18 protein-coding genes are annotated in these 15958 nt (G+C 64.0%); 6 read left to right on the plus strand and 12 right to left on the minus strand.

The window, feature by feature from the left end; all coding sequences use genetic code 11:
• Positions 1-153: 153 nt before the first annotated feature.
• Together F6X62_RS14140 and F6X62_RS14145 are read right to left on the minus strand one after the other, a co-directional pair.
• A complete protein-coding gene (locus F6X62_RS14140) occupies positions 154-384 on the minus strand; it encodes a metallothionein (protein ID WP_081255230.1) in 231 nt (76 codons plus the stop codon).
• Positions 384-845 carry a phosphotransferase system, HPr-related protein gene (locus tag F6X62_RS14145; protein WP_065863538.1) on the minus strand — a complete coding sequence of 154 codons (462 nt, stop codon included), beginning with the start codon at positions 843-845 and terminating at the stop codon, positions 384-386. Before F6X62_RS14145 ends, F6X62_RS14140 begins: the two co-directional genes overlap by 1 nt.
• Positions 846-1000: 155 nt before the next feature.
• On the opposite strand from F6X62_RS14145, the gene ligD reads away from it, so the two are divergent.
• The 5 genes from ligD (at position 1001) to F6X62_RS14170 (ending at position 6084) form a co-directional block, all read left to right on the plus strand.
• Positions 1001-3472: a DNA ligase D gene (gene ligD, locus F6X62_RS14150; protein WP_153773908.1), complete on the plus strand. Its 2472-nt coding sequence runs from the start codon at positions 1001-1003 to the stop codon at positions 3470-3472.
• Positions 3472-3720, plus strand: a complete 249-nt coding sequence (locus F6X62_RS14155) for a hypothetical protein (RefSeq protein ID WP_153773909.1) — start codon at positions 3472-3474, stop codon at positions 3718-3720. Before ligD ends, F6X62_RS14155 begins: the two co-directional genes overlap by 1 nt.
• Entirely contained in the window at positions 3717-4757 is a 1041-nt protein-coding gene (locus F6X62_RS14160) for an acyl-CoA dehydrogenase (protein WP_153773910.1), read from the plus strand. The genes F6X62_RS14155 and F6X62_RS14160 overlap by 4 nt, the downstream gene beginning before the upstream one ends.
• 68 nt (positions 4758-4825) lie before the next feature.
• A complete protein-coding gene (locus F6X62_RS14165) occupies positions 4826-5425 on the plus strand; it encodes a bifunctional 2-polyprenyl-6-hydroxyphenol methylase/3-demethylubiquinol 3-O-methyltransferase UbiG (protein WP_063544600.1) in 600 nt (199 codons plus the stop codon).
• Entirely contained in the window at positions 5422-6084 is a 663-nt protein-coding gene (locus tag F6X62_RS14170) for a glycosyltransferase (RefSeq protein WP_153773911.1), read from the plus strand. Before F6X62_RS14165 ends, F6X62_RS14170 begins: the two co-directional genes overlap by 4 nt.
• 16 nt (positions 6085-6100) lie before the next feature.
• On the opposite strand, the gene F6X62_RS14175 is transcribed toward F6X62_RS14170, so the two are convergent.
• From F6X62_RS14175 to F6X62_RS14215, 10 genes are all read right to left on the minus strand, one after another.
• Positions 6101-6937 (minus strand): Ku protein, encoded by an 837-nt coding sequence (locus F6X62_RS14175; protein WP_063544596.1) that lies wholly within the window; start codon positions 6935-6937, stop codon positions 6101-6103.
• Between the two features lie 9 nt (positions 6938-6946).
• Positions 6947-7084, minus strand: coding sequence for a PSPA7_2676 family Cys-rich small protein (locus tag F6X62_RS25200; RefSeq protein ID WP_172964775.1), 138 nt, complete (start codon positions 7082-7084; stop codon positions 6947-6949).
• Positions 7085-7164: 80 nt separating this feature from the next.
• Complete coding sequence (locus F6X62_RS14180; protein ID WP_153773912.1) at positions 7165-8070, minus strand: SDR family oxidoreductase; 906 nt, start codon at positions 8068-8070, stop codon at positions 7165-7167.
• A gap of 83 nt (positions 8071-8153) precedes the next feature.
• On the minus strand, positions 8154-9278 hold the full coding sequence (locus F6X62_RS14185) for a carboxylate-amine ligase (RefSeq protein WP_153773913.1): 1125 nt from the start codon (positions 9276-9278) through the stop codon (positions 8154-8156).
• A 5-nt stretch (positions 9279-9283) separates the two neighbouring features.
• A complete protein-coding gene (locus tag F6X62_RS14190) occupies positions 9284-10237 on the minus strand; it encodes a class I SAM-dependent methyltransferase (RefSeq protein WP_153773914.1) in 954 nt (317 codons plus the stop codon).
• Positions 10237-11562, minus strand: a complete 1326-nt coding sequence (locus F6X62_RS14195) for an iron-containing redox enzyme family protein (protein WP_153773935.1) — start codon at positions 11560-11562, stop codon at positions 10237-10239. Before F6X62_RS14195 ends, F6X62_RS14190 begins: the two co-directional genes overlap by 1 nt.
• A gap of 14 nt (positions 11563-11576) precedes the next feature.
• Entirely contained in the window at positions 11577-11762 is a 186-nt protein-coding gene (locus tag F6X62_RS14200; RefSeq protein WP_054894166.1) for a hypothetical protein, read from the minus strand.
• Between the two features lie 126 nt (positions 11763-11888).
• A complete protein-coding gene (locus F6X62_RS14205; RefSeq protein ID WP_153773915.1) occupies positions 11889-12398 on the minus strand; it encodes a flavin reductase family protein in 510 nt (169 codons plus the stop codon).
• Between the two features lie 78 nt (positions 12399-12476).
• The gene (locus F6X62_RS14210; RefSeq protein ID WP_153773916.1) at positions 12477-13508 is read right to left on the minus strand and encodes a methionine synthase; all 1032 of its coding nucleotides are present in this window, start codon (positions 13506-13508) and stop codon (positions 12477-12479) included.
• Between the two features lie 29 nt (positions 13509-13537).
• Positions 13538-14521 carry a DUF1852 domain-containing protein gene (locus F6X62_RS14215; protein ID WP_153773917.1) on the minus strand — a complete coding sequence of 328 codons (984 nt, stop codon included), beginning with the start codon at positions 14519-14521 and terminating at the stop codon, positions 13538-13540.
• A 288-nt stretch (positions 14522-14809) separates the two neighbouring features.
• Here F6X62_RS14215 and F6X62_RS14220 point away from each other — a divergent pair, with 288 nt between their 5' ends.
• A complete protein-coding gene (locus F6X62_RS14220) occupies positions 14810-15946 on the plus strand; it encodes an MFS transporter (protein WP_153773918.1) in 1137 nt (378 codons plus the stop codon).
• Positions 15947-15958: the final 12 nt, after the last annotated feature.

The raw sequence follows: 15958 nt of genomic DNA on the forward strand, positions 1-15958 counted from the left end.
GGGCCGGATGAATGGAGCGCAGCGTTTTTTGGTTACTTTTTGTCGCGTCTGACAAAAAGTGACTCGCCGTAAGGGCGAAAAGGTGACTAAGCATCACCCTCGCAAACGGATATGCTCACACCTGTAAAAACCCACCCCGCTCGCAAAGCGATCCTATGGCGAAATAGGATCACTCGCCGGAAACGTTTCATCCAGCGCATTATCGACCGAGCTATCCTTCGGCTGGGTCAGCTCACCACAATTACAGTCCGCCATACGACAAGGCTCCCCATTGCGATGCCCCGTAGCACAGGCCTCGCAGCAATAAGCCTTGCCATCCTGGACCACGGTATTGGCATCCACGGTGCAAGAACAGTGGTTGCAGGAACATCGTTGCTCGTTCATCAGGGTTCTCTCCTGTCATCTTCAGAGCTCACCTCGTCGGTCCACGGCTCACCGTCCAACGGCGCCGAGCGAGCCAGCTCCGCCTCGTCCAGCCCGATGCCGCCTCCGATCTCGTGAGCGTCCACATGGCGCAGGGTCTGGTCAGCAGGTCTGCTACCGCTACCAGGCTCATCAGGGTCGCGAGCACCGGTTTCATCGAACAACGTGTCCGGGCTCAGGTCGTCCAGGGTGACGTTGTCCTCGTGCAGGCTGTCGCTCAAGGCCTCGCCACCGGTCATGCCGCTTTCGGCGACACGTCGGGGCGGATAATCCTCGGCGATCTCGCGCGCCGGACGCTCGTCACCGACACGCCCTTGGCGTTCATCACGACGCTCACTGAAATCCAGCTCGTGGACGCTTCCCATGCGGTCCTCGGTGTCGTCGATCTCGACCTGCGGTCTTGGGTCATCAGGTATGGGCATGAGCGTTCTCCGTTTGTGGGCTTCACTCGGTCGACTCCGCGCACACACAAATGATTCAGAGTTTCTTGCCGCGCCCTACCCCGCGCTTTTTTTGAACTCCGCGCCGCCTCGCCGCCTCCCAATCTTGAGACCCGCGAACCCTCCCGGAGCCCGCCATGGCCAAGCCCCTGCAGGAGTACCATCGCAAGCGCGACTTCAACGCCACATCCGAACCGGTGGGCAAACACGCCAGAACACGGTCGGGCCACGCGCTGCAGTACTGCATTCAGAAACACGACGCCAGCCACTTGCACTACGACTTCCGCCTGGAACTCGACGGCACCTTGAAAAGCTGGGCGATCCCCAAGGGCCCCTCCCTTGACCCGAAGGTCCGGCGCCTGGCGGTGCATGTCGAGGACCACCCGCTGGACTATGCCAACTTCGAAGGGCACATCCCGGAGGGTCACTACGGCGCTGGCGATGTGATCGTCTGGGACCGGGGTATCTGGGAGCCCGAAGGCGATCCGCATCAAGCCTATGCCAAAGGCAAGCTGCGCTTTCGCCTGCAGGGCGAGAAGCTGTCGGGGGTCTGGAACCTGTTCCGCACCCAACTGGCCGGCAAGAAGGAACAATGGATGCTGGTCAAGTCAAATGACGGGCAAGCGCGCAGCGAGGTCGACTACAGCATCGTCGAAGCCCTGCCCGACAGTGTCCTCAGCGAGCGCAGCCTGCCGCCAAGGCGTCCGGCCAAGACAACCTCCGCTACCCCGCGCAAGCACAAGGCCCGCGCCAAAGCCCTGCCCGACAAGCTCCAGCCGCAACTGGCCACCTTGGTCGACTCCCCGCCCAGCGGCGACTGGCGCTATGAAGTCAAGTTCGATGGCTACCGCATCATGGCGCGCATCGACGGTGACGACGTACGCCTGTTCACCCGCAATGGCCACGACTGGAGTGAGAAGATGCCCCGTCAGGTGGAGGCGCTCAAGGCGCTTGGGCTCGACGCCGCGTGGCTGGATGGCGAAATGGTGGTGGTCGATGACAACGGTGTCGCCGATTTCCAGGCGTTGCAGAATGCCTTCGACACCGAGCACGACGAACGCATCACCTATTACCTGTTCGACCTGCCCTGGCTGGGGCGCGAAGACCTGCGCGAACTACCGCTGAAGGCGCGTCGGGACACCTTGGCCCGGCTGCTGGAAGATAATGCATCGCCGATGCTCAGGTACTCCGCAGACTTCGAGGAGCCGGTCGACTCGCTGCTCGACAGTGCCTGCCGGCTGGAGCTGGAGGGCCTGATCGGCAAGCGCGCCGACAGCCCCTACGTGGGGCGACGCGGCAGCGACTGGATCAAGCTCAAGTGCAAGCAGCGCCAGGAATTCGTGATCGTCGGCTACACCGATCCCAAAGGTAGCCGCCAGGGTTTCGGCGCTCTGCTGCTGGCCCTGCATGACCACGATAGCGGTCAGCTGCGCTACGCCGGCAAAGTCGGCACCGGCTTCAGCGCCGCCACCCTGGACAGCATCCTCGCCCGCCTGAAGCCGCTGCGGGTCGCCAAAGCGCCGTTACCCAGCCCCCCCACCGGCGCCGAAGCCCGCGGGGTGCACTGGCTCAAGCCGCACCTGCTGGCAGAAGTGGCCTATGCCCAGATGACCCGCGAAGGCATCGTGCGCCACGCGGTGTTCCACGGCCTGCGCGACGACAAGCCCGCCACCGCCATCGATCTGGAGAAAGCGATGCCCGCCAAGCGCGCAGCACAGCCACAACCCGAGGGCCTGGACACCCTGCGCCTGACCCACCCAGACCGCGTGGTCGACGCAACCATCGGTGCAACCAAGCGACAGGTCGCCGAGTACTACGCGCAGGTCGCCGACTGGCTGCTGCCACAGCTCAAGGATCGGCCCGTCGCCCTGGTCCGGGCACCGGATGGCCTGGCTGGCGAGCTGTTCTTCCAGAAGAATGCCGGCCAGCTGCATATTCCCAAGGTGCTCAGCTACAGCAAGGCCCAGGCCGGCCAGGCGGCCATGGTGCTCAACCGCGCCGACAGCCTGCTCGGCGCGGTACAGATGAACACCCTCGAACTGCACACCTGGAACGCCACCAACAAGGACTTCGACAAGCCCGACCGCTTCGTGCTCGACCTGGACCCTGATCCCGCGCTGCCCTGGAAAGCCATGCTCGAGGCCACCCAACTGACCCTTACCCTGCTCGATGAACTGGGCCTGAAGGTCTTTCTCAAGACCAGCGGCGGCAAGGGGATGCACCTGGTCGTGCCGCTGACCCGGCGTGCTGGCTGGGACGAGGTGAAGGACTTCAGCCATGCCTTGGTCGAGCACATGGCCGGGCTGTTCCCTGATCGCCTCAGCGCGGTTTCCGGCCCGAAGAACCGCGTCGGACGGATCTTCATCGACTACCTGCGCAACGGCAAGGGGGCGACCACCGTGGCGGCCTATTCGCTGCGCGCTCGTGAAGGCCTGCCGGTTTCGGTGCCGATCTGGCGCGAAGAGCTGAGCCAGCTCAAAGGCGCCGATCAATGGAACATCGGCAACCTGCACGAGCGCCTTGCGCAGGTCGAGGACCCTTGGTCCGAGATGGCCAGCACCCGCCAGTCGATTACCGCGCGCATGCGCAAGCAACTGGGGATCGACTGATGGAGCGAATGCTGGATCTGCTGCAATGGCCCGCCATGCTGCTGACCATCGCGGCGGCATGGTGCATCGGCTCGCGCCGCCCGCGACGCAGACGCATTGGCTTCTGCTGCTTCATCGCCAGCAATGTGCTGTGGGTGGTCTGGGGCTGGCAGGTACAAGCCTGGGCACTGATCGTCCTGCAGTTCTGCCTGTGCGTCATGAACCTGCGTGGCTGGAAGAAGAACACCCAAGGAGCGCCAAGCCCGTGAGCATCGCCCATGACTTCGACCTGGAGCGCCTCGATCACCTGTTGCGCCCTTTCAGCGCGCGAGCGCAGGCCATCGACCTCGACACCCAGTTGCCAGAGCTGCTGCACCTGCTGCAGGCCGATCATCTCGACCGACTGCCACGGCCTGGCCAGGGGCGCACCCTGGAGCGCTGGAGGACCCTGGCGCGGGTCGCCGGTTGCGACCTGACCCTGGCCAAGCTCTACGAGGGCCACACGGACGCTTTGGCAATCCTCAGCGAATGCGCCGCCGAGCACCACGCCGGCAACGGGATCTGGGGCGTGTGGGCCGCCGAGCCACCGGATGCCCGCACGCGCATCGTTGCCCGCGACGGCGATCAAGTCCGGCTGCAAGGCTGCAAAGCCTGGTGTTCGGGTGCGTTGCAGATTGATCGCGCGCTGGTGACCGCCTGGGAAGGCGAGCAACCGCAGTTGGTGGCCATCGAGCTGTCCCATCCCAGCCAACGCATTCAGGCCGAGCACTGGCAGGCCGTGGGCATGGCCACCACCGCCAGTGTCACCCTCGCATTCGATGATTCGCCGGGCCTGGCGATCGGCGCGCCCGGCCAATACCTGTCCCGCCCAGGATTCTGGCAAGGCGGCGCTGGCATCGCCGCCTGCTGGTATGGCGCGGCCGAAGCCCTGGCGGCCTACCTGCGCGAACACTGCGCTAAACCTCGGCCCGACCCGCACGCCGACGCCCACCTGGGCGCGGTCGATGCCGCCTTGCTCGGGGCCCGCGCCGCCCTGCGCGAATGCGCCGCCTGGATCGACCGGCACCCTCAGGACGATGCCAGTTTCCAGGTGCGCCGCACCCGCGCTCATGTCGAGCACGCGGTCGAGCAGGTCATTCGGCATGTCGGCCGAGCGCTGGGCGCCACGCCGTTCTGCCGCAGCAGCCATTTCGCCCGGCTCAGCGCCGACCTGCCGGTATACCTGCGTCAAAGTCACGCGGAGCGCGACCTCGCCGAATTGGGCCAGCAACTGACCGGCATGCCGGCAGGGGCATGGCAACTTTGACCAGCATCTGCCTCAGCCGACCACCGGCTGCAACCCTTGGAACCGGTCTTGCCCTCAATGGAGTCACCATGAGCCTCGATGCGCAGTATTTCGCCGACCTGTATGCCAGCAACGATGATCCATGGGCCTTTCGTACTCGCTGGTACGAACGGCGCAAACGTGACCTCACCCTGGCCAGCCTGCCCCGCCAGTGCTACGAACGCGTGTTCGAGCCTGCGTGTGCCAACGGCGAGCTCAGTGTGCTGCTGGCCGAGCGCTGCGCCGACCTGCTGTGCCAGGACATCGACGCCACCGCCGTGGCGCTGGCTCGCCAGCGACTGGCGGGCGTAAGCCACGCCCGCGTCGAACAGGGGCACCTGCCGGGCGACTGGCCCGGCGGACAATTCGACCTGATCGTGCTGAGCGAAATCGGCTACTACCTCGATCCCACCGACTGGCTGCAGGTGATCGAACAATCGGTGGCCAGCCTGACCTATGACGGCGGCCTGCTGGTGTGCCACTGGCGCCATCCCATCGCCGGTTGCCCTCAGGATGGCCGTGAGGTCCACGCCCTGCTTGCCCGGCATCTGCCGCTATACCCGCTTTTACGCCACGAGGAGGCGGATTTCCTGCTCGAATACTGGTCGTGCCAACCCAGCGTCGTGGACCTGGACGAGACCTGCCTATGATCGCCGTCATCATTCCCGCCCACAACGAAGCCCGCCGCCTCGGGCACTGCCTGCGCGCCGTCAAGCGGGCGGTGGCACGGGCCGAGGCGGCGGGCCTGGTGGTCGAGGTGCTGGTGGTGCTCGATCGCTGCATCGACGCCAGCGCACGCATCGCCCGCCGCCATGGCGTGCACACTCTGGAGCTGCAGGCCGGCAACGTCGGCATTGCCCGGCGCCTGGGCGCAGAGTGGATGATCGAGCGCGGTGCGCAGTGGCTGGCCTTTACCGACGCCGACAGTCGCGTGCCCGAGCACTGGCTGGTGTCGCAGTTGCAATGGCACGCCGACGCAGTCTGCGGCACCGTGCACATCGAGCGCTGGCAGCCTTGGCAGAACGCCGCGCTGCGTCAGCTATACCGCAGCCGTTACCAGGCTCGGGACGGGCACCGGCACATCCATGGCGCGAACCTCGGCGTGTGTGCCAAGGCCTATGAGCGCGCCGGCGGATTCCAACCATTGCCAGCCGATGAAGACGTGCAACTGGTGCTGGCCTTGGAAGCCAGTGGCGCGCATATCGTCTGGACCGCAGCGCACAGCGTGGCCACCAGCAGTCGGCGGGACAGCCGCGCCCGCCAAGGCTTCGGCGATTATCTGAGCGCGTTGGAGGGACTGGTGCAGTAGCGTTCGCAACACCCAACTACGACGCTTTGCGCGGTCGCTTGCTCGCCGGCTTCTTCGCCTTGGTCTTGCCGCCAAGGCTGCGCTTGAGCAGCTCGGTGAGGTCGATGATGTCGGCGCCCTTCTCCGCCGTTGTCCCCTCACCTTTGTCCACCGTCGCGATCTTGCCTTTGCTGGCCTTCTCTTCAACCAGGTCGAGGATGGTCTGGCGGAACGCGTCGTGGTACTCGTCTGGCTTCCATGGCCCACTCATGTCCTCCACCAGTTTCTTGGCCATGTCCAGTTCGCGCTTGTCGATCTTGGTGTCGGTCACGCTCTTGTCCAGCTCCAGCGACTCCAGGCCACGGACTTCCTCGGGCCAGCGCAGGGTAATCAGCACCAGCGCATCCTCCAGCGGGCGCAACAGCGCCAGGTGCTGGCGGGTGTGCAGCACCACGGTGGCCAAGGCCACCTTGCCGGTGCTGTGCAAGGTCTCGCGCAACAAGGCATAGACCTTGCCGCCACGACGGTCGGGGCTCAGGTAGTAAGGCGTGTCGAACTGTTGCAGCGGGATCTCACCGGCGTCGACGAAGGAAAAAATATCGATGGTCTGGGTCGCCTCGGGCCGCGCCTTGCGAATCTCCTCTTCGCTGATCACCACATAGCGGCCCTTCTCGTACTCCACACCTTTGACGATGTGTTCCTTGTCGATCTCCTTGCCAGTCACCTTGTTCACCCGCTTGTAGCCCACCGGCTCCATGCTGCGCTTGTCGAGCCAGTCGAAATCCACGCGCTCGGTGCGAACGGCGGTATTGAGAGAGACAGGGATATGCACGAGGCCGAAGCTGATCGCGCCTTTCCAGATTGCCCGGGCCATGGTCGGTTCCTACGCATCGAATGGTTGGCCGGGCTGGCTGTAGCGCAGCGCGCCGCAGCGTTCGCAGCACTGGCAGTCAAGCCCGGCGATTTCACGGATCAACAGGCTGCGCCACTGGCAGCCACGCAGCAGGCAGACGAGTTTCATCAGCCACCTCCCTGGCCCGCATGAAGGGCCTCTTACAATGACTGACTGCGCGGCGCGGCCAAGGTTTACTCGACTTTGCCCTATGGGAGTGGATCGCCGCCGGTGACGCCGAACACCTCACCGGTGATATAGCTCGACTCCTGGCTGGCAAGCAGTACGTACAAAGGCGCGCACTCGGCGGGCTGGCCCGGGCGTTTCATCGGGGTATGCCCACCGAAGTCGGGGATCTTTTCCGGTGGTTGGCCGCCACTGGGCTGCAGCACGGTCCAGATCGGGCCCGGGGCCACCGCGTTGACGCGGATGCCGCGCTCGATCACCTGCTTGGCCAGCGCCTTGGTGAAGGCCACGATGGCCGCCTTGGTGGTGGCGTAGTCCAGCAGCGTCGCCGAGGGCTGGTAGGACTGGATCGAGGCGGTGTTGATGATGGTCGCTCCGGCCGGCATCAGCGGCACTGCTGCCTGGCACAGCCAGAACAAGGCGTAGACGTTGGTCTTGAGGGTGTGATCGAACTGCTCATGGGTGATCTGGCCAATGTCCTTGCGCGCCTCCTGCTTGCCGGCCACGTTGACCAGGATATCCAGGCCGCCGAGCTGTTCGTGGGCCTGGTCCACCAACTGGCTACAGAAGCGCGGGTCCTTGAGATCACCGGGAAGCGCCACGGCCTTGCGGCCTTCGCGCTCGATCAGCTGGACCACTTCACGGGCATCTCGCTCCTCCATGGGCAGGTAGTTGAGTGCAATGTCGGCGCCCTCGCGGGCGAAGGCGATGGCCACGGCGCGTCCGATACCCGAGTCGGCGCCAGTGATCAGCGCGCGACGTCCGGCCAGGCGCCCGAAACCCTTGTAAGTGGTTTCACCGTGGTCGGGCTTGGGCTGCATGTGCGCATCCAGGCCCGGGGCGGCTTGGCCCTGGGCCGGAAAAGGCGGATGGGGGTATTGGGTCAGGGGATTTTGCAGGGTGAATTGATCCTGGGGCTTGCTGGGCATGGGTTGGACTCCTTCTGGTTTGGCTGGGTTGCCTGATCGCGAATCACACTGCGTTCGAGGCAAACGATCTGCGGATGGTTTACTCAACCCATCCCGGGCACCGACAACTGGTGCTCCATCACCTGTTTCACCACGTTGCGCATCGCCTGTCGGTCATTCAGGCCCTGCTCGCGGGCCAGCGCATAGGTGTCACGCTGGTGGTCGGCACTGGTGCCGTCGCGCAGGATGCGCCGGGCGTGCATGAAGGCGCGGTCAGCGTCGGCGGTGTCGGGCGGACATTGCATCTGCAGTTGCGTCAGCCAGCCTTCGGCGCTCACCGCCTGTTGGTCGTGCACGCCGATGAAAGTGCCCCGGCGGCCCTCACGCAGGGCGCGCCAATAGTTTTCGTGGGTGATCCAGCGCATTTCACGGCTGGCGATAGCGTCGTTGCGCTCCACTGCATGCTCGACGAGATGGCGAAACAGCGCGGCGATGGCCAAGGCATCGTCCAGCCGGGGGCACCCATCGCAGATGCGCAGCTCGACTGTCGGAAACCGCCGCGAGGGCCTGATCGCCCACCAGAAGTCACCGTCCTTGGCCAGGCTGCCAGTGCGTTGCAGCAGCGCCCGGTAACGCTCGTAGGCGCGCCAGTCCGGTAGCGGTTCGGGCAGCCCCATGTGCGGCCACTCCCCGCACACCACGCGTCGGTAGCTCATGTAGCTGGTGTCCTGTCCGCCCCAGTACGCAGAGGAGGTGCTGAGTGTCAGCAGCAGGGGTAACCAGTACAGCACCCGGTTGATCACCTGCATGCGATCGACGCCCTGCGGCACGCCGACATGCACGTGCAGGCCGTTCAACAGGCTGCGTCGGGCCACCAGCCGGTAATCGTCGAACAGCTGGCGGTAGTGGGGGGTTTCCCGCGGGAGCTGGCGCAGCCATTGGGCACTGGGGTGGCTCCCCGCGCCGTAGAAGCCGACGCCCTCGCCCGCCAATGCCTGACTCAGGCGCTGGCGCTGCTCGGTGAAAAAATCACGGGCCTGGTGCAGCGTATCGAACACCGGCGAGGCGATCTCCACCTGGCTGCGAAACATCTCCTCGGCGAACCATGGCCCCAGCGCATCGCGGCAACAGCGGGCCACGGCCGAGGGCGGCGCGGCCATGACCCGCCCCGTGGCCAGATCCACCAACAGGTATTCCTCCTCGATGCCGAACGTGCAAGGCCGCGCCATGGGCATCAGCCTCGGCGGGTGACGGTCAGGGCCACCGCGGCAATGCGTTCGACCTGCTCGTATCCTGGCTCGAGCAGCTGTTCGCCGAACACGTCGGGGTCCAATTCCCGGTAGGACCAGCCGAACGCAGGCCCGGCCAGGCGCAGGCGAACGGCTTCGAGCAGCGCGTCGCGCCCCTCGACGATGGCGACACCGGTGTACAGCAGCAACGTGCCGCCGACCGACAGCCGCTCACAGGCCTGCTCGACAATCCGTAGCGACAGTTCGGCGCCCAGCGCGCCCCCCCCGTGGCGGTAGGCGCGCTCGCCGACGTCGAGCATATAGGGTGGGTTGGCGACGATCAGGTCGAACGTCCCGGCGATGCCGTCGAGCAAATCGCTGAGCTCTACCGAGACATTGGCCACCCCGGCCAGCGCGGCATTGACAGCGGTGTGACGCAAGGCCACAGGGTTGATGTCCACCGCAGTGACCTGCGCATGCTGCGCGGCTCGGGCGATCAGCAACGCGCCGACGCCACTGCCGCAACCGATGTCGACGGCGTGCTGCACACGCTGGGGGCTGTGCTGCAGATGATCCTGGATCACCTGGGCGAACCGGTAGCTGTCAGGGCCGAAGAACACCGCGTCGCGGCTGTCGGTCGGCCAGGCGGAGTGCACCAGCAGCAGGTCGTCCAGGTTCGACCAGCGCACCCTGCTGCGCCACAGCGCACCCTGTGGCTCCAGCACGCCAGCGATACGCAGTTGTTCCAGTTCGTCGGCGCTGAGCAGAGACGCTTCGAACGGTCGACTCCAGCCAAACACATCGCGCAGGGTTCGAGCCTGGTGCGCTTCGCTGCGCGCATTGACCCTGGCCTGGGTCGCCGGGGTCACGCAGGTGAAACGATAGCCGTCGGCGCGCAGCCGACGTCCCAGCTGGAGCAATGCCTCGTCGGCACGCCTCTGGTCTTGGTCGAGCAGCATCAGTTCGGCCCTCCGCTCATCAACCCGGTAGCCTGGATGAATGCGCGGGTGGCGCGCAGGCCCTGGGGCGTGGAATGTCGATTGCCGGCCATCGCTTCGATCAGCACAGCCATGTCCGCCGCCTGCGCTTGGCCGGGCGCCTCTTCCTCCAGTTGCAACGCCTGCTCCCACTGCCCCGGCGGCACCCGACGCATCGCAGCACCCTGCCAGGTGCCGGCGATCCAGTCGTGCCAGAGCTGCTTTTCATAGGCATCGAACACACCGAACATGGCCGCCACCGGACCGTCGATCAGCGCCCAGAAGCGGCTTTGCCTGGGATCGCTGTCGCGCTTGATCCAACCCTGGGCTTGCAGTGCATCCAGGAAACCAGGCATCGCGCCGGGTTCGGCGAGCCACTGATTGATGGTGCGCCCTTGCAGGCGGCATCTGTCCGAATGCATGCACTGCCCGTACACACGCTTGCGTTCCAACGAGCCGAGCAACTCGGCCTGCAGGTCGAACGAAGCGATCAGCGACGGTGTGTCGATACCCAGGTCATTGAGCCGATAGCCATGCCTGACACGCTCGTAGAACGCCGGCCCCTGGTCCTGGCCGAGTTCGGTGAAGCACTCCAGGGCGCGCCGCGCATGACCGCTCGCAGCATTGTCGATGGTCACATGCAACTGGAAGTAATGAGCGTCGATGCCCAGCTCGGCCAGCTCATGGGTGGTGATCAGCAGGTGCAGCGGGGGCTGCTCGTACCCCAGGTTGTAACCGATCACTTCCGGCAGGAAGCGCTCGCAGTGCTGCCCCAGGGCCAGTTGCAGCGTGCCCTGCAGGTAACGTTCAGCGGCCAGCGGTGCGCTCTGCAGGCAGCCAAGACGGCTGAGCAGGCGCTGGTAGATCAGCACGTGGTTGCGGCGCAGGTCGCCATCGCCCAGCTCTTCGAGGAAGGTGCGAATCAACCCATGGAACCGTGGGTCGCGCCAGTGCCACAGGGTGCCATGCAGCCATGCACCATCGACCGCCTTGGTCGGGGCGACCTGCTGCAGAAACCACAAGGCCTGCGCCCGGTTCTGGAAGTACCGGCGTGGGGCCCCTTGACGCCGTTGTTCAAGATAGGTCGCGTGTTCACTGGCGACTCGCTGCGAATGGGCAGCGGCCCAGTCCGGCAGGTGCCGAGGATCATCCGGCAAGTCGTCCGCCAAGGTGCGGACATGACTCAGCTGCTCGCTCAGCCAGGCCTCGGTCGTCGGGTCACTGCCCTCGAGCAGTGCCCGATAGCGATGTTCAAGCCCATCGGTCGCCTTGCTGGTTGCCGCCCTACCCTTTGTCAGCTCCACCATGCCCGCTACCTCGCTCATTGATTTTGCGGTTTGGTCTCGGGGGACGGATTGGTCGTAGGTGTATCGGGCTGCTGCATCTGCAGCGAAGGTTTGCTTGGATCGGCGTCCTTGGCCGGGTGGTCGTTATCACGGTCGAAACAGCCACCGAGCAAGGTAAAGCAGGCAGTTAGCAGCGCTGTGGCCAGTAGATTGGTTTTCATGGGGGTTCTCGCTTTTTTATGAGGGCCTACATAAGCGAGTTCGACACACCCAGAAGGATTCGTTTTAATTGCGGCGCAACGGATGAGCGGTGCTACGGATGCCAGCCACCCTTTCGCCGCGCGGGCTCAAAACGCGCCCCGTGCGGCGAGATTGCAATACTGCCCCTTGAAATACAGCAAAGGCGTTGCAGCGGCTGCCTCCTGCAGGTTCACCGCTTTCACTTCACCGATCACGATCAGGTGATCGCCCGCAGGATGCTCGGCGTGAATTTCGCAGTCCAGCCAGTGCAGGCTGTCGCGGATGATCGGGTTTCCCAAGGGTGAAACCTGCCATTGCACGCCGTGCCACTTGTCCGTGCCCCGTCGAGCGAACTGGTTGGAGAGGTCATGCTGCCCACACGCTAGGATATTTACCGCAAAGCGGCCAGCCTGGCGGATCTTGGGGTAGCTGGCCGAATTGGACATGACGCTGAATGACACCAGCGGCGGGCTCATCGACACGCTATAGAACGATTGGCAAGTGAACCCAACCGGCTCGTCATCGAGCCGAGAGGTGATCACCGTGATGCCGGAGGCGTAGTGCCCGAGCGCGTGGCGAAAGCGCGATGGCTCGACAGCCGTACAGGGAAGTGACATGCGTAGATCCTGGATAAGGGGCCGTTCGCAACGGTCAGGGGAGGCCTGAAAGCGCCCGCCTTCGGCCTCCCGAATTCATCATGCGTTCAACAGTTCTCGCCGAACGATGTCTGCACCCGCCGTCAGTGCCCTCAACTTTCCACTGGCAACCTGACGTGGCAAAGGCGCCATGCCGCAGTTGGTGCAGGGGTAGAGTTTGTCGGCGTCCACGAACTGCAGGGCTTTGCGCAGGGTGTCGGCGACTTCCTCAGGCGTTTCGATGGTCGAGGTGGCCACATCGATGGCCCCGACCATTACCTTTTTGCCGCGAATCAGCTCGATCAGGTCCATGGGCACACGCGAGTTGTGGCATTCCAGCGAAACGATATCGATGCTGGATTTCTGCAAATTGGGGAACGCTTCCTGGTATTGCCGCCACTCCGAACCCAAGGTCTTTTTCCAATCGGTGTTGGCCTTGATGCCGTAGCCGTAGCAAATGTGCACCGCGGTTTCACATTTCAGCCCTTCGATGGCCCTCTCCAGGGTGGCCACGCCCCAGTCGTTCACCTCATCGAAGAACACATTGAATGCCGGCTCGTCGAACTGAATGATATCGACGCCTGCAGCTTCCAGCTCCCGGGCTTCCTGGTTGAGAATCCTGGCGAATTCCCATGCCAGTTTTTCGCGGCTTTTGTAGTGGCTGTCATACAGCGTGTCGATCATCGTCATGGGCCCCGGCAGCGCCCACTTGATCGGCTGCTGGGTTTGCTGGCGCAAGAACTTGGCGTCCTCGACAAACACAGGCTTCTGCCGAGCCACGGCACCCACGACCGTCGGCACGCTCGCGTCGTAGCGATCACGAATCCTGACCGTTTCCCGCTTCTCGAAATCCACACCGCTCAGGTGCTCGATAAAGGTCGTGACAAAGTGCTGACGGGTTTGCTCGCCATCGCTGACGATATCGATACCGGCCTGCTGCTGCTCTTGCAGCGACAAACGCAAGGCATCTTGCTTGCCCTCGATCAGCTCCGCATCCTGCAACTTCCAGGGGGACCAAAGGGTTTCAGGCTGGGCCAGCCACGAAGGCTTGGGCAAGCTGCCTGCGGTTGAAGTGGGTAACAGCTTTTTCATGACAGATAAACCTTATGCATTTTGTTCAATCAGAGCGCGCACTGGGACGACCACTGTTCAAGCACCGCCTGGTACGGCTTGATGAAGTGTTCCTCGGCGAACTTGCCCTGCTCGATCGCCAGCCGACTGCGCTCTTCACGGTCGTAGACGATGCGCGTCAGTGAGTAATCCTGATGTTCGAGGCTTGGCCGGTAGGCTTTGCCTGCCGAAGAGTTCGCGTTGTAGATCTCCGGCCGATAGATCTTCTGGAAGGTGTCCATCGTGCTGATGGTGCTGATCAGCTCGAGCGGGCTGTAGTCCTCCAGCAGGTCGCCGGCAAAGTAGAAAGCCAAGGGCGCGACGCTGTCAGGCGGCATGAAGTAGCGGACCGTCAGGCCCATTTTCTTGAAGTATTCATCGGTCAAGGAATAGGCGTCCTGCTGGTACTCGACGCCCAATACCGGATGCTGGTTGTCCGTGCGGCGATAGGTCCTGCTGCTCGACACGCTCAGGCAGATCACCGGTGCCTTGGCGAAATGCGTTTTATAAGCACTGGAGTTCACGAACGCCTTGAACAACTTGCCGTGCAAATCGCCGAAGTGCTCGGGAATGCTGAAGTCGGGCTGGCCCTTGTTATGCCCCAGCAACAGCACGCTGAAATCATAATCGCGCACGTAGGACGAGAAGTTGTTGCCAACAATGCCCTCGATACGCGCGTTGGTTTTCTGGTCGACGATCGTCGTCTTCAGCAACTCGATCAGCGGAAGGCTGTGATCGGCCTGCTGGCCTTCCATCGTCATCTCGACAGAAATGATTTCAAGTTCAAGCCTGTAGCGGTCGCCCTCGGGATTGTCCCAGTGCGCCAAGGCATTGAACCGGTTGTCGATCATGCTCAAGGTGTTGCGCAGGTTTTCCTGGCGATTGCGCCCACGGGCCAGGTTGGCAAAGTTCGTCGTGGTACGCGTGTTTTCCGCGGGGCAATAGTCTTCATCGAAACGCGTGCGTTTGATGGCAAAGGTAAATTCGTTGTTCATCGGTCTCTGACATCCTGTTGGGCGGTGATGGCCTGCATCACCTCACCGGGGCAGCGAACGGCTGCCTACCCTGGGAGAAAATTCGATGGGGGGATTGTCAGGATCATCGCACCTTGAAACAAACTCATTTTTTTCGAGATGATCTGCAATTTTATTCATGATCGTTCTGAGCGCTTGCTAAATGGGGTCTGGACGGCGGCCAGCCTTCCCCGACGCCATGACACGGGTGTTACCGGCATGACCCTTGAGGTTATGCTGCGTACCCCCGCCCTTTGCCACGAGACTGTCATGTCGTCCGCTGCCGTACCGGCGCAAACCCTGCGCGCCGACCGAGATTCGCGCAACGCCGCCCAGGTACTCGGCCTGTGCCTGCCCAGTGACGTACTGCTCTATCTGCTACTGCCCATGTACGCTTCGGACTTCGGCGTGACCCTGGTCGAGGCGGGTGTATTGCTGGCGGCCAATCGCCTGGTACGGATCATCGGCTATGGCTGGGTGGTGCGGTTCTATGCACGCCATGGCGATCGTGCGGCGTGCAGCCTGGCGGCCTTTGCCGCAGCGGTGTGTGCACTGGGTAACGCCACCCTTGGCGGATTCGCCGCACTGCTGGTGCTGCGCCTGGTCTGGGGGCTGTGCTTTGCGACCTTCAACCTCAGTACCCAGACGCTCGCCACTGCCGAAGCACAAGGTGCAGCCCGCCGCGCCGGGCGCTCGCGGGCGACCCTGGCCATCGGCCCCATGCTGGCCTTGCCGCTGGGTGCGCTGATGGCCCAGGCCTACGGCCCGCGCGCTGTGTTCTACGTACTGTGCGTCAGTGCCCTGTGCGGCCTGTGGCGTGCCCGCGCCTTGCCTTGCGGCGGCCATGACATTGCCGCGCGCAGCGGTCGGCGTCTGCGCCTGCCAGACAGCATCGCCACCTGGTCCTTCATCGAGGGGGTGACGCTGGACGGCCTGTTCATCTTCGGCCTCTCGCTGTATGCGCAAGTCCATATGGGCGAGTCGGGGGTACTGGTGGCCGGTGTATTGATGGCGGTGCGCTATCTGAGCGAGATGCTCTTCAGCCCCTTTGGCGGACGCCTGGCAGACCGCTTCGGCGCACTGCGCATGTTGGTGGTGCTGTCGCTGGCCACGTCACTGGCGCTGCTGGTATTCGCCAGCCATTGGCTGTTCATCGGCGCCTTCTTCGTGTTGGTGCTGCGCGCCTTGCAGTTGCCGCTGGTGATGACCCTCGTCGCGCTGCGCAATCCACACGCGCGCATTCAGGCGCTGGCCAGCAATGCCGTGTGGCGCGACATCGGCGCCGGGCTCGGGCCGATGCTGGCCGGTGTGCTGCTACCGCAGGTGCCAGCGATCTGGGCTTACGCCGGGGCGGCGCTGGCGGTCGCCGTGGCGGCACTGAACTGTGCCAGGCCGCCACGGCATTGAACGCTGCGCCCG

It is taken from the genome of Pseudomonas sp. MNR3A (assembly GCF_009650575.1).
GTDB classification, from domain to species: Bacteria; Pseudomonadota; Gammaproteobacteria; order Pseudomonadales; family Pseudomonadaceae; genus Aquipseudomonas; species Aquipseudomonas machongensis.

What these genes read in the sequence shown, in the direction of transcription:
- F6X62_RS14140 (WP_081255230.1), bottom strand. Translation starts at nt 384, where the DNA reads ATGAACGAGCAACGATGTTCCTGCAACCACTGTTCTTGCACCGTGGAT.
- F6X62_RS14145 (WP_065863538.1), bottom strand. Translation starts at nt 845, where the DNA reads ATGCCCATACCTGATGACCCAAGACCGCAGGTCGAGATCGACGACACC.
- ligD (WP_153773908.1), top strand. Translation starts at nt 1,001, where the DNA reads ATGGCCAAGCCCCTGCAGGAGTACCATCGCAAGCGCGACTTCAACGCC.
- F6X62_RS14155 (WP_153773909.1), top strand. Translation starts at nt 3,472, where the DNA reads ATGGAGCGAATGCTGGATCTGCTGCAATGGCCCGCCATGCTGCTGACC.
- F6X62_RS14165 (WP_063544600.1), top strand. Translation starts at nt 4,826, where the DNA reads ATGAGCCTCGATGCGCAGTATTTCGCCGACCTGTATGCCAGCAACGAT.
- F6X62_RS14170 (WP_153773911.1), top strand. Translation starts at nt 5,422, where the DNA reads ATGATCGCCGTCATCATTCCCGCCCACAACGAAGCCCGCCGCCTCGGG.
- F6X62_RS14175 (WP_063544596.1), bottom strand. Translation starts at nt 6,937, where the DNA reads ATGGCCCGGGCAATCTGGAAAGGCGCGATCAGCTTCGGCCTCGTGCAT.
- F6X62_RS25200 (WP_172964775.1), bottom strand. Translation starts at nt 7,084, where the DNA reads ATGAAACTCGTCTGCCTGCTGCGTGGCTGCCAGTGGCGCAGCCTGTTG.
- F6X62_RS14180 (WP_153773912.1), bottom strand. Translation starts at nt 8,070, where the DNA reads ATGCCCAGCAAGCCCCAGGATCAATTCACCCTGCAAAATCCCCTGACC.
- F6X62_RS14185 (WP_153773913.1), bottom strand. Translation starts at nt 9,278, where the DNA reads ATGGCGCGGCCTTGCACGTTCGGCATCGAGGAGGAATACCTGTTGGTG.
- F6X62_RS14190 (WP_153773914.1), bottom strand. Translation starts at nt 10,237, where the DNA reads ATGCTGCTCGACCAAGACCAGAGGCGTGCCGACGAGGCATTGCTCCAG.
- F6X62_RS14195 (WP_153773935.1), bottom strand. Translation starts at nt 11,562, where the DNA reads ATGGTGGAGCTGACAAAGGGTAGGGCGGCAACCAGCAAGGCGACCGAT.
- F6X62_RS14200 (WP_054894166.1), bottom strand. Translation starts at nt 11,762, where the DNA reads ATGAAAACCAATCTACTGGCCACAGCGCTGCTAACTGCCTGCTTTACC.
- F6X62_RS14205 (WP_153773915.1), bottom strand. Translation starts at nt 12,398, where the DNA reads ATGTCACTTCCCTGTACGGCTGTCGAGCCATCGCGCTTTCGCCACGCG.
- F6X62_RS14210 (WP_153773916.1), bottom strand. Translation starts at nt 13,508, where the DNA reads ATGAAAAAGCTGTTACCCACTTCAACCGCAGGCAGCTTGCCCAAGCCT.
- F6X62_RS14215 (WP_153773917.1), bottom strand. Translation starts at nt 14,521, where the DNA reads ATGAACAACGAATTTACCTTTGCCATCAAACGCACGCGTTTCGATGAA.
- F6X62_RS14220 (WP_153773918.1), top strand. Translation starts at nt 14,810, where the DNA reads ATGTCGTCCGCTGCCGTACCGGCGCAAACCCTGCGCGCCGACCGAGAT.